Source organism: Paraburkholderia sp. GAS448, assembly GCF_050435685.1.
GTDB lineage: Bacteria > Pseudomonadota > Gammaproteobacteria > Burkholderiales > Burkholderiaceae > Paraburkholderia.
Genome location: NZ_JBNDKT010000003.1, coordinates 484441 through 496983, shown reverse-complemented (window position 1 = coordinate 496983; position 12543 = coordinate 484441). Strand labels below are relative to the sequence as shown.

The following is a 12543-nucleotide window of genomic DNA, read 5'->3' as shown; positions in this document are numbered from 1 at the left end:
CTGCACCGCCGTTGCCGCCATCGCTTACGCCTTGACAGTGGCGAGCGCCTTCTTCACGAAGTCGTTGGTCCAGGTCTTCGACAGGTCGATCGACGCACCCTTCACCGTTTCGTCGAACGTCTGCAGCGTACGCAGCGACGTCGCCGGACCGTCGGCCGGCATCAGGCCGTCCGGCGACATCGCTTCCTTCACGTGCGCCCACGCATCCAGATAGAGCGCGCGGTCGCCGAGCAGGTACGACTCCGGCACCGTGTTGATGAGCTCGCTGCCGGTCGCCGTCTGCAGCCACTTGAGCGCGCGCACCATCGCGTTGGTCAGCGCCTGCGTGGTGTTCGGATTCTTCGTGATGAAGCTCTGCGACGCGTACAGGCAACCGGCCGGCATGTTGCCGCCGAACACCGTGCGCGTATCGGCAAGCGTGCGCGTGTCGGACACGATGCGGATGTCGCCCGAGCGCTCCAGCTTCGTCATGACCGGATCGAGATTGGCGAGCGCGTCGATCTGTCCTGACTGCATCGCCGAAATGGCGCCCGCACCAGCGCCCACGCCGATGAACGCGACGTCTTTCGCCGTCAGGCCGGCCTTTGCCAGCACAAAGCTCGCCATGATCGAGGTCGATGAACCCGGAGCAGTAACGCCGATCTTCCTGCCCTTGAGGTCGGCAACCGATCTGAAATTCGGCATCGTCTTCTTCGAGACGGCGAGCACGATCTGCGGCGCACGTCCCTGCAGAACGAATTCACGGAACATCTGGTTTTTGGCCTGCAACAGCAAGGTGTGCTCGAACGCGCCTGAGACCACGTCCGCGCTGCCGCCGACGGCCGCCTTCAACGCCTGCGAGCCGCCCGCGAAGTCGGAGATCTCGACTTCCAGGCCTTCGTCCCTGAAGTAATTGCGCCGCTCCGCGATGGTGAGCGGGAGGTAATAGAACAGGTTCTTTCCGCCGACCGCGATCGCGACTTTCTGCGTTTCGGGTTTGCCCTGAGCGAAGGCGAGCGGCGTACCGGCCAATGCCGCGCCAGCGAGCGCGGCCGAGCCGGTGAGGAACGTTCTGCGTTGCATCTTCGATGTCTCCGTTTTTTAGTTGTCTTTGCTTTCACCCGGTCGTGTGCCGGGTTTTGCGGACGGTCCTTGATCCGCGCTTGCTGTGTACGGCTGTGATCTGTCGAGCGGCCCGGGTTTCAGCAAACATCAGGCCGCCGCGCACGCTGCTCAGACGATCTGCCCGGCATGCAGGCGCGCGATGTGGTCAGCATCATAACCTAGCGAATGAAGGACTTCATCGGTATGTTCACCCAGTTCCGGCCCAAGCCAGCGCGTTTCGCCGGGCGTCTCCGACAGCTTCGGCGTCACGGCGGGCAGCGTGATGTCGACGCCGTCCTGCCACTTGAAGCGCTGGATCATCTGCCGTGCGAGAAACTGCGGGTCGGTGAACATATCAGCAACGCTAAAGATGCGTCCGACCGGCACGTCGGCGGCGTTCAGCACGGCGAGCGCCTTCTCGATCGTGCGCGTGGCGAGCCAGGCGGCGATTGCGCCGTCGATCTCCTGGGTGCGCGGCACGCGGCCATCGTTGTGCGCTAGATCGGGATCGTTGGCGAGGTCCGCGCGGTCGATCGCGAGCATCAACCGCTTGAAGATCGGATCGCTGTTGCCCCCAATCACGATGCTGCCGTCGCGGCACGGGTAGGTATTCGACGGCACGATCCCCGGCAGCGAAGCGCCGGTGCGCTCGCGAACCATCCCGTACACGCCGTATTCCGGCACCACGCTTTCCATCATGTTGAAGACGGCTTCGTACAGCGCGACGTCGACGACCTGCCCTTTGCCGCCATTCACCTGCCTGTGGTGCAACGCCATCAGCGCGCCGATCACGCCGTGCAGCGCCGCGATGGAATCGCCGATCGAAATGCCGATGCGCGGCGGCGGCAGATCCGGATAGCCCGTGATATGGCGCAGGCCGCCCATCGACTCGGCGATCGCGCCGAACCCCGGACGATCGCGATACGGTCCGGTCTGGCCATAGCCCGACAGCCGCACCATCACGAGACCTGGATTGTCGGCGGACAGCACGTCATAGCCGAGACCGAGTTTCTCAAGAAGACCTGGACGGAAATTCTCGACGACGATATCCGCTTCCCTGGCAAGACGCCGGACGATCTCCTTGCCCTCTTCGGCTTTCAGGTTGATCGTCACCGACTTCTTGTTGCGCGCCTGCACCGCCCACCACAGAGACGTGCCGCCCACTTCCGGGTAGAGCTTGCGCCACTTGCGCAGCGGATCGCCGCCCTTCGGGTCTTCGATCTTGATGACCTCCGCGCCGAACTCACCGAGAAAACGCGCCGCGAACGGACCCGCGATCAGCGTGCCGAGTTCGAGCACCTTGACGCCCGCAAGCGGGCCGGACTGGCCAGTGGTTGCGCTCATGTGTCTCCTTCGTGTCTCTTTGCGTGGTCTTCTCTGGTACCGGATGCGCCTGCAGTGCGCCCAACACGCGCCCAACCCATGCCGGCTGCTGCGCTATAGCGAACGCCTGTCGAGCATCGCGCGGGCGATCGTGCCGGCGTCGACGTATTCGAGTTCACCGCCGACCGGCACGCCGCGCGCAAGCCGCGTCACGGCAAGACCGCGCGCCTTGAGTGTCTGCCCGAGGTAATGGGCGGTGGCTTCGCCTTCATTCGTGAAGTTGGTCGCAAGCACGACTTCCTTGACGACGCCATCCGATGCGCGCTTCACCAGCCGGTCGAAATGAATCTCCTTCGGACCGATGCCGTCGAGCGGGCTCAGACGGCCCATCAGCACGAAGTACAGGCCACGATAGGTCATGGTCTGCTCGAGCATGATCTGATCGGCGGGTGTTTCGACGACACATAGCAAGGTCGGATCACGTTCCTCGTCGAGGCAGACTTCGCAGACCTGCGCCTCGGTGAACGTGTTGCACTTCTCGCAATGTTGCAGGTTTTCGGTGGCAAACAGCAGCGAGCGACCGAGACGTTCGGCGCCGTCGCGGTCGTGCTGCATCAGGTGGTACGCCATGCGTTGCGCGGACTTGGGCCCGACTCCGGGCAGCGCGCGCAGCGCTTCGACGAGCGCCGACAGGGCGGAAGGTTGTTTCATGCGAAATCGGCGTCGTCGAAAAAGGTGAAACGGATGTCCGCCCGCTCAGAACGGGAGCTTGAAGCCCGGCGGCAGCGGCAGGCCGGAGGTCATGCCGCCCATCTTTTCCTGCGCGGTCGCTTCGGCCTTGCGCACGGCGTCGTTGAACGCCGCGGCAACGAGGTCTTCCAGCATGTCCTTGTCGTCGGCGAGCAGGCTCGGGTCGATCGAGACGCGGCGCACGTCGTTCTTGCACGTCATCGTCACTTTGACGAGGCCCGCGCCCGACTGCCCCTCGACTTCGATCTGAGCGAGTTGCTCCTGCATCTTCTTCATGTTTTCCTGCATCTGCTGGGCCTGCTTCATCAGCCCGGCGAGTTGACCTTTCATCATGGCGTGCTCCTTCTTGATCGTGTGAAATTCAGGGATATGGCGGTATGACGCGCCTCAAGTCCGTTGGGTTTGCCAGGGCGTTCACGCCCGGTCAGTGGGCAGCGGCCGCGCCGCCTGCTGCCCCCGGCCGCCTTCCGGTGCGATCGGCCTGATCGAATCGGGAACGATGCTCGCACCGAAGTCGCGGATCAGCGACTGCACGAACGGATCCTGACGGATTTCCCGTTCGGCGTCCTGCTGGCGCTGCGCACGGGCGATGGAATCGAGCGCGGCGGCGGTGCGGCGCGCGGGGCCGACTTCAACCTGGACGTCGATGGGTTTGCCGAGCCGCTCGGCCAGCGCCGTTTTCAGTTTGGCAACCTGGGCGGGATCCGCGTATTGCGGAACCGGCACATTCAGCCGGAGCGTGCCGCCATCGAGCGACATCAGTTCGCTGTTGAACGCCAGCTGGTACGAGATGCCCTTCAGCGCCAGGCCGACCGCGAGTGCGGGCCAGTCGCCGTCGAAACCGATTGCATCGAGCGGAATCGCGGGCGGCAAAGGCGTCGTGTCGACCACCGGCGCCTTCGTCGTCGCGGCGGGCGTCAGGCGGACATCGTCGGGACCGCTGTCGAAGACCGGCACGTAGCCGTCGTCGGGGGGGCCGAAATATGCATCGTCCGCTGACGCGGGCATGTAGTCGTCCGGGGGAATGTCTTCCCACGGCGGCACGGACGAAGCGCCCTGTGCCGCGTTGGGTGCGCTGTCGCGCTGCGGCCGGGCCGGCGCGGATGCTGCGCCCTGCCTGTCAAGAGGCGCGCCAGCTGTCGGGATCGGGACATTTACGCGCGGCGCGGCGGGTTTCGGCGCTGGCGCTGCTGGGGCTGCCGGCGCCGCGCTGCGACCGCGGTCAGAGGAGACTTTCAGGCCCGCGCTGCGCAGCACGTCAAGCGCGGCACTCGCTCCGCCTGCCCGACGGGGTGCGGCGTCGGCGGCTGCGGGAGGCGGCATCTGTCGTGCGGCAACGCCTGCGTCTTCCTGTGCCGCCGGCGCAACTGCCTGCGTCGAGGCAGAGGGTCCATTTGATGCGTGTGCGAACGAAGGAACCTGGCGGCTATCGTCCCGCGCTGCAGGTAGCGTTGCATCTTCCTGAGCTGGCCGCACGGGCGAGGAGGTTGCCACATCGGCGCCTTGTGCCGTCTCTGCTACTGCGTTGACTTCCGCTACGGCTGGCGCGCCACCAGGGGAAGTACCCGCCCCGGCGGGAGCCTTGCTCCCCGAAATGTCGGTTTGCGTGTCACCTTCGATGGCGGTCGCGGTCGAAGCGTCGGATGCTGCGGCGCCAGCACCCACTTCTCTTGACCCGGCCTGCCCGTGCTCGGCGGCGTGCGGCACAGGTGAGGCGGAGGTCGCTTGCGCCGATGACGTCTGAGTCACGTTACCCGCCTGGGTCGTCGCAGCTGGGCGCGCTGGCTCGGCCGCACGCGCTGGCGCAGCCGTAGCCACAGGCTCGGCCATGCGCGACAGGCTCGCCGCCGCGCCCTGCCGGGCTGCCACCGTCGGCGCCGCGGTGCGTGTGCCCTCAGCACTACCGGCTGTTCCAGATCGCGCCGCCGGCACTGTCCCGCCTCCGCCGCCACCGCCGCCGCCATTCGGCGCCGGCTCGAAAGCCAGCATCCGCAGCAGCGTCATCGTAAAGCCGGCGTATTCATCCGGAGCGAGACCCAGTTCACTCCGGCCTATCGTTGCGATCTGGTAGAACAGCTGAACCTGCTCGGGACTCAGCATGTCGGCGAAGCGTCGCAGGTCGGCCGCTTCCGACCACTCTTCCAGCACCGACGACGGCGCGAACTGCGCCCAGCCAACACGATGCAGCAGGCTCGCCAGATCCTGCAGCGCGGTCGAGAACGACAGGCTGCGCAACGCCATCTCGTCGGCAACAGCCAGCACGCCCGCACCGTCGCCCGCCGCCAGCGCGTCGAGCAGGCGGATCAGGTAGCTCTGGTCTAGCGCCCCGAGCATGCCGCGCACGGCTTCCTCAGTCACCTGATTGGCCGAATAGGCAATCGCCTGATCGGTCAGCGAGAGCGCGTCGCGCATCGAGCCGTCGGCCGAACGCGCGAGCAGGCGCAGCGCCTGAGCCTCGAAGGGAATCTTCTCTTCGCCGAGAATCCGCTCGAGATGCGACACGATGTGTCCTGCCGGCATCTGCTTCAGATTGAACTGCAGGCAGCGCGACAGCACGGTGACGGGAATTTTCTGCGGGTCGGTCGTGGCGAGGATGAATTTGACGTGCGCCGGCGGTTCCTCAAGCGTCTTCAACATGGCGTTGAACGCGTGGTTCGTCAGCATGTGCACTTCGTCGATCATATAGACCTTGAAGCGCGCATCGACGGGCGCGTACACCGCGCGCTCCAGCAGCGCGGCCATTTCGTCGACGCCACGGTTGCTGGCCGCGTCCATTTCGACGTAGTCGACAAAGCGTCCCTCGTCGATCTCCCGGCACGCACGGCAGACGCCGCATGGGGTCGCGGTCACGCCGGTTTCGCAGTTCAGCGCCTTGGCGAAGATGCGCGAGAGCGTCGTCTTGCCGACGCCGCGGGTTCCGGTAAACAGATAGGCATGGTGCAGACGCCCGCCGTCGAGCGCGTGCGTGAGCGCGCGCACCACGTGCTCCTGTCCGACGAGCGACGCGAAATCCTTCGGCCGCCACTTGCGTGCGAGAACTTGATAGGTCATCCGGAAATTGTATCAGCAACAATGGGGCGCAAAGACGAATCGACCAGACGCGGCAACGCCTCGCCGCTTCATTGAATTTCGCTAATGAAGCGATAGCGCAAACAGGAGGAACTTACACTGAACGACCGGGAAACCGCGAGGAGGAATCGGGGGAAAGCCAAGGGAACGCCAGGGGAACAACTGCGGAAGAACAACAGAAACGGAACGGCAGAAAGAGGAAGGTGACGAGCCCGACCCTCGGCACTGGTGGAAAACGGCTGTGGCTGCTTCGTTCCCGACCTGACCAGGTTGACCATCCCTCCATGCGAGGAGGCCCGTCACGAAGCATTCTATCACCGCGAGGCTGCCAATGCGACTCTTAATGGCGACGAGGTCGATCAAAGTCCATGCCTGACATGTATTCGCGGTCGGTTTCACGGCGCGCTCACATCTGGAGGCACTTGTGTTTGGCGCCGCAACCACCAGATAGGTCCCGAAGCATCGCGTCGGTAGCACGTGGCCCTACTGCCGGCATGACTACTATCACCACGGGCAACGCATAGCGATTTAGGCTAAACTGACGTACGAATGACCCGCAATGCCACGGCACGCGGCGCACCCGGCAGCATATCGATGGGTGACCGAACCGGGCAGTTTATGCGGCGAGGCGAACGGAAGTTTTTTTCAGTTCTGGTGTATCGTGGCGAGCAATCAAGGCGGGCCTCGATCCGAAAGAGGTATTCATACAATGAGCGAACAAATCAAGCACATCAGCGACGCATCGTTCGAACAGGACGTCGTGAAATCCGACAAACCCGTCCTGCTCGATTTCTGGGCTGAATGGTGCGGTCCCTGCAAAATGATTGCGCCGATCCTCGATGAAGTCGCGAAGGATTACGGCGACCGTCTGCAGATCGCCAAGATCAATGTCGACGAGCATCAGTCGACGCCGGTCAAGTTCGGCGTGCGCGGCATCCCGACACTGATCCTCTTCAAGAATGGCGCGGTCGCCGCGCAAAAGGTCGGCGCACTGTCGAAGTCGCAACTCACCGCGTTCCTCGACGGCAATCTCTAAGCTGATCGCATGACGCGCGCATAGCGCGTCTGCGCGGTGCGTGTTGTCAGTCGACAACACGCACGACAAGATCAGGCATTTCCGCTGCACTGGCGGAAATCGGCATGTGCTATGCTAGAATCCACAAAACGTCGAAAAGACGTGTAAGTCCTTGAGCGGTTCCGCTCACTCTCCTCCCAGATTTCATTTCGTCGCACCTTCTCCTCCCCGGCGGGTTCTCCGTATGCATTTATCCGAGCTTAAGACTCTGCACGTGTCCGAATTGATCGAGATGGCCAATGGCCTCGAGATCGAAAGTGCTAACCGCCTGCGCAAGCAGGAGTTAATGTTCGCCATTCTTAAAAAGCGCGCCAAGACGGGCGAAACAATCTTCGGCGACGGCACGCTCGAAGTGCTGCCGGACGGTTTCGGCTTCCTGCGTTCGCCGGAAACGTCGTACCTCGCGAGCACGGATGACATCTACATCAGCCCGTCGCAGATCCGCCGCTTCAACCTGCATACCGGCGACACGATCGAAGGCGAAGTCCGCACACCGAAGGACGGCGAGCGCTATTTCGCGCTGGTCAAGGTCGACAAGGTCAATGGGCAGCCGCCAGAAGCCTCGAAGCACAAGATCATGTTCGAGAACCTCACGCCGCTGCACCCGAACAAGGTGTTGCTGCTCGAGCGTGAGATGCGCGGTGAAGAAAACGTCACCGGCCGCATCATCGACATGATCGCGCCGATCGGCAAGGGCCAGCGCGGCCTGCTGGTCGCCTCGCCGAAGTCCGGCAAGACGGTCATGCTGCAGCATATCGCGCACGCCATCAAACAGAACCATCCGGATGTCGTGCTGTTCGTGCTGCTGATCGACGAACGCCCGGAAGAAGTGACTGAAATGCAGCGTTCGGTGGCGGGCGAAGTGATTGCCTCGACCTTCGACGAACCGGCTGCGCGTCACGTGCAGGTTGCCGAAATGGTGATCGAGAAGGCCAAGCGCCTCGTCGAAATGAAGAACGACGTCGTGATTCTGCTCGATTCGATCACGCGTCTCGCGCGCGCCTACAACACGGTTGTGCCGGCGTCGGGCAAGGTGCTGACAGGCGGTGTCGACGCGAACGCGCTGCAACGTCCGAAGCGCTTCTTCGGCGCGGCACGGAACATCGAGGAAGGCGGTTCGCTGACCATCATCGGCACGGCGCTGATCGAAACCGGCAGCCGCATGGACGACGTGATCTACGAAGAATTCAAGGGCACCGGCAACATGGAAGTGCACCTGGAACGACGCCTCGCTGAAAAGCGCGTCTATCCGTCGATCAATCTGAACAAGTCCGGCACGCGTCGCGAAGAACTGCTGATCAAGCCCGAGATCCTGCAAAAGATCTGGGTGCTGCGCAAGTTCATCCACGACATGGACGAAGTCGAAGCGATGGAATTCCTGCTCGACAAGATCCGCCAGACCAAGAGTAACTCTGAGTTCTTCGACATGATGCGTCGCGGCGGCTAACAGGCTCAGCTCAGCGCCATCGACTCACCGGCAGGTTGCACAAAAACCGTCCGCTTTTGCGGACGGTTTTTTTTCGCCTGTACCGTTCGCATAGTCAAACCTGCACGTAAACGTTCACGTTGAACTATAATGCGCGCAGCCCGTCACGGTTTTGCGACTGCCATGTCCAGCGAATCACCCACCCTCCTCACCGTCAGCGAGGCAGCGGAACGTCTGCGCGTCACGCCTCGCACGCTGAAGTATTACGAAGAGCGGGGCCTCGTCACACCGACCCGCAGTGAAGGCCGATACCGGCTGTACGACGAAAACGACCTCGACCGATTCTCGCGAATCCTGCGCCTGCGTTCGCTCGGATTCTCGCTGCACGGCATCACCGAGATGCTGAAGCGTCCGTTGGAACCGGTCGAAGGTGGACGCAACCGCTTTTCAATGGAATCGCTGCTGGAAATCCGCGACGCGCTGGCACAGCAGGTCGAGGCGTTGAACGCTCGCATCGACGCCGTGCGGCGCGAACTGAAGGAAGCGCAGACGCTGAAGGCCGAACTCAGCGACGACCTCGACTACGTGCAACGGCGGCTCGCTGGGGAGAACGCCGACGCGCTGCTCGCGCAGCGGCGCGACGCCCAGTCGAAGAAAAAGCCTTCGGGACGCCGCTCACCTGCCAGCGGCAAAAGGGGTGAGACCGCATGAACGCTGCGCCGTCCCGCGTGCCGCGATTCAGCGCCACCAGGCTGCGCGGCGATTTCTTCCCGTGGGCGCTTGCGCTCGTCACCGGTCTCGATTATTTCGACAACGCGGTCTTCTCGTTCTTCGCAAGCTATATCGCGGGCGGCGTCAACGCGTCGCCGGACGAACTCGTGTGGTCTTCAAGCGCGTATGCGGTGGCCGCCGTGCTCGGTATCCTGCAGCAACAGTGGTGGGTCGAGCGCTTTGGCTACCGGCGCTACGTCGCGGGCTGCATGCTGCTCTATTCCGCCGGCGCAGTCGCGGCCGCGCTATGCGATACATCGTTCGAACTGCTGTTCGCGCGCGGCTTTCAGGGCTACTTCATCGGCCCGATGATGGGTACGTGCCGCATCCTGATCCAGAGCAGTTTCACGCCGCAACAGCGTGCCGGCGCCATTCGCGCGTTCCTCATCCTGATCGTGGCGGGCAGCGCGCTGGCGCCGCTCGTCGGCGGCCAGCTGGTTGCCCATTTCACCTGGCGCGCGCTGTTCGCCTGCACCGCCCCGGCAGGGGCGATCTTCGCCGGTCTCGCGTTGTTCGCACTGCCGGATTCGGGCGACGTGCTGCCGGAAGAACGGGGCGCATCGCATTTCTGGCCCTACATGATCTTCGCCTTCGCACAGGGCGCGCTGCAGATCGTGATGCAGCAGGTGCGTTTCCAGCTGTTCAGCGCGTCGCCCGGCCTCATCATCCTCGCGGTGGCGGGCATCGCCGCGCTTGCCTGGTTCGCGTACCAGCAGTGGCACCATCCGTCGCCGCTCGTCCGTCTCCATGCGCTGCGCGAGAAGACCTTCCAGGTCGGCCTCGTGCTGTATATGTTCTACTACTATGAGTCGACGGGTTTCAGCTATCTCGTGTCGCGCCTTCTCGAACAGGGGCTCGGCTACCCGGTGGAAAACGCCGGGCGGCTCGTCGGCATTACGTCGCTGATCTCGTCGAGCGCCCTCTTCGTTTATCTGCGTTACGCGAAGCTGCTGCCACGCAAAAAATGGATCATCGTGCCGGGCTTCGCGGTAGCCGCGCTCGCCGCGGCCTGGATGACACGCATGTCGCCGGGCGTGGATCAGCGCGCGTTGATCGGCCCGCTCCTGCTGCGGGGACTGCTGCTGCTCTTCATCGTGCTGCCGGTCGCCAATCTGACGTTTAAAATCTTCGCTATCGAGGAGTTTACGCACGGCTACCGGCTGAAGAACATCGTCCGGCAACTGACGATCTCGTTCGCGACTGCATCTGTCATCATTGTCGAGCAGCATCGGCAGGCGTTGCATCAGACCCGGCTCGCCGAATACGCGAATCCGTACAATCCGGTTTTTCAGAGCACGATCGCAACGCTTTCGAACGGCTTTGCCGCCGCCGGCCACTCGATGAGCGAAGCGCACGCGCTTGCCATCGTTCAGGTGAGCCGGATGGTCGCGCAGCAGGCGAGCTTCCTGGCGTCGCTGGACGGGTTCTATTTTCTGATCGGCGTCGCCGTGTGCGGCGGAATCTTCGCCGCGTGGCAAAAACAGATCGACTGACCGATGCTATCGAAACTGACACACTGGCTCGATGCCCGCCGCCGCGATCGCGCGTTGCGCAGTCACGCGATCCCGGACGCGCTGTGGCAGTCCACGCTGGACGGCCTGCCGTTTCTCGCCTACCTCGACGCAGGCAACCTCGCCCGACTGCGCGAACTAGCCAGCCTCTTTATTGCGCAAAAGGAGTTTTCGACTGCACACGATCTCGAGTTGACCGACGCCATGACGGTCGGCATTGCCGTGCAGGCGTGCCTGCCGGTGCTGAACCTGGGCCTTGATCTGTACAAGGGTTGGGTCGGCGTGATCGTGTATCCGGGCGAATTCGTGATCCGCAAAACTGTCGAGGATGAGGACGGCGTCGTCCATGAGATCGAGCAGGACGCGAGCGGCGAAGCATGGGAAGGCGGCCCGGTCGTGCTGTCATGGGAAGACGCCCAGATGACAGACGGCACGGAAGCGTACAACGTCGTGATCCACGAGTTCGCACACAAGATCGACATGCTGACGGGCGAAGCAGACGGCCATCCGCCGCTCTTTCGCCGCCTGCACGCCCCGCTCGACGCGCCCGCCTGGGCCGCCGTGTTCGACCACGCCTACGACCACTTCTGCGCGAAGGTCGACGCGGTGCCGCAGCGCCGCTGGACGCGCTTCGAGCGCGAATCGCTGATCGATCCCTACGCGGCGGATCATCCATCGGAATTTTTTGCCGTCTGCAGCGAGGCGCTGTTCGTGCAGCCGCGCGCGTTCGAGGCCGAATATCCCGAGCTATACCGGCTTCTGGCCCGTTATTACCGTCAGGATCCGGCGCGCGTGGGCGCGCTTGACACACAGGACGGTCCGGGAATGCCAAAATAGTCAGGAAATTCGTCAACCGACTGATTTTCTGGCATAATCGCCGTTTTTCGACCTTAGGCAAGTGGCTCGCGCCGAAAGTCCGTTCGCGTCACCTCGCGGCGGCACGCGGGTTGGCTACCGCCAGATTAAAGGAAAGACCATGAAACAAGGCATCCATCCGGATTACCGCGAAGTCCTGTTCGTCGATATGTCGATCGACTTCAAGTTTGTGACGCGCTCGACCATTCAGACGCGTGAAACCGCCGAGTACAACGGCAAGACCTACCCGCTCGCCAAGATCGAAGTGTCGTCGGAATCGCATCCGTTCTACACTGGCCAGCAAAAGATCATGGACACGGCCGGTCGCGTCGAGAAGTTCAACAAGAAGTTCGGTGCGCGCGCAACGGGCAAGGCAGTCAAGTAATATCCGCCTCGTTACCGGCCTCGTGTTTCAACCTGAGCCGGACCGACGCACGAAGGGCAGCGAAAGCTGCCCTTTTTTATCGCCTGAATCCGTCAAAGGAAGCGGTCACAAGAAGCGTCCCGGGCATGTGGTGAATGACGCGCGACCGCGTGGTCGGAAGCGCCGCAGCGCTAATGTTGCCCTTCTGACCTTGCCGCTTGTTACCCCTCGTGACGCGTGCAGCGCAGCCCGTCTACAATGCCGGATCCGGGCCGGCCGCGCCCGCCGGACACGTCGTCCGTCGCTAGCCGAACCG

At 63.2% G+C, this 12543-nt stretch carries 11 protein-coding genes and 1 other RNA gene; 6 read left to right on the top strand and 6 right to left on the bottom strand.

The window, feature by feature from the left end; translation table 11 throughout:
* Positions 1-24: 24 nt before the first annotated feature.
* From P3T23_RS08705 to ffs, 6 genes are all read right to left on the bottom strand, one after another.
* A complete protein-coding gene (locus P3T23_RS08705) occupies positions 25-1062 on the bottom strand; it encodes an ABC transporter substrate-binding protein (protein ID WP_429315756.1) in 1038 nt (345 codons plus the stop codon).
* Between the two features lie 150 nt (positions 1063-1212).
* A complete protein-coding gene (locus P3T23_RS08700; protein ID WP_429315755.1) occupies positions 1213-2427 on the bottom strand; it encodes a CaiB/BaiF CoA transferase family protein in 1215 nt (404 codons plus the stop codon).
* A gap of 93 nt (positions 2428-2520) precedes the next feature.
* Positions 2521-3117 (bottom strand): recombination mediator RecR, encoded by a 597-nt coding sequence (gene recR / locus P3T23_RS08695; RefSeq protein WP_429315754.1) that lies wholly within the window; start codon positions 3115-3117, stop codon positions 2521-2523.
* Positions 3118-3162: 45 nt separating this feature from the next.
* Positions 3163-3489: a YbaB/EbfC family nucleoid-associated protein gene (locus P3T23_RS08690; protein ID WP_006048866.1), complete on the bottom strand. Its 327-nt coding sequence runs from the start codon at positions 3487-3489 to the stop codon at positions 3163-3165.
* Between the two features lie 81 nt (positions 3490-3570).
* Positions 3571-6207, bottom strand: a complete 2637-nt coding sequence (locus tag P3T23_RS08685; protein ID WP_429315753.1) for a DNA polymerase III subunit gamma/tau — start codon at positions 6205-6207, stop codon at positions 3571-3573.
* Between the two features lie 220 nt (positions 6208-6427).
* An RNA gene (gene ffs / locus P3T23_RS08680) (signal recognition particle sRNA small type) lies at positions 6428-6526 on the bottom strand.
* Between the two features lie 408 nt (positions 6527-6934).
* On the opposite strand from ffs, the gene trxA reads away from it, so the two are divergent.
* The 6 genes from trxA (at position 6935) to P3T23_RS08650 (ending at position 12248) form a co-directional block, all read left to right on the top strand.
* On the top strand, positions 6935-7261 hold the full coding sequence (gene trxA, locus P3T23_RS08675) for a thioredoxin TrxA (RefSeq protein ID WP_074264820.1): 327 nt from the start codon (positions 6935-6937) through the stop codon (positions 7259-7261).
* A gap of 223 nt (positions 7262-7484) precedes the next feature.
* On the top strand, positions 7485-8747 hold the full coding sequence (rho, locus tag P3T23_RS08670; RefSeq protein ID WP_133663382.1) for a transcription termination factor Rho: 1263 nt from the start codon (positions 7485-7487) through the stop codon (positions 8745-8747).
* A 162-nt stretch (positions 8748-8909) separates the two neighbouring features.
* On the top strand, positions 8910-9437 hold the full coding sequence (locus P3T23_RS08665; protein ID WP_429315752.1) for a MerR family transcriptional regulator: 528 nt from the start codon (positions 8910-8912) through the stop codon (positions 9435-9437).
* Positions 9434-10990 carry an MFS transporter gene (locus P3T23_RS08660; protein ID WP_429315751.1) on the top strand — a complete coding sequence of 519 codons (1557 nt, stop codon included), beginning with the start codon at positions 9434-9436 and terminating at the stop codon, positions 10988-10990. The genes P3T23_RS08665 and P3T23_RS08660 overlap by 4 nt, the downstream gene beginning before the upstream one ends.
* 3 nt (positions 10991-10993) lie before the next feature.
* A complete protein-coding gene (locus P3T23_RS08655; protein ID WP_429315750.1) occupies positions 10994-11845 on the top strand; it encodes a M90 family metallopeptidase in 852 nt (283 codons plus the stop codon).
* Positions 11846-11984: 139 nt separating this feature from the next.
* Positions 11985-12248: a type B 50S ribosomal protein L31 gene (locus P3T23_RS08650; protein WP_133663386.1), complete on the top strand. Its 264-nt coding sequence runs from the start codon at positions 11985-11987 to the stop codon at positions 12246-12248.
* Positions 12249-12543: the final 295 nt, after the last annotated feature.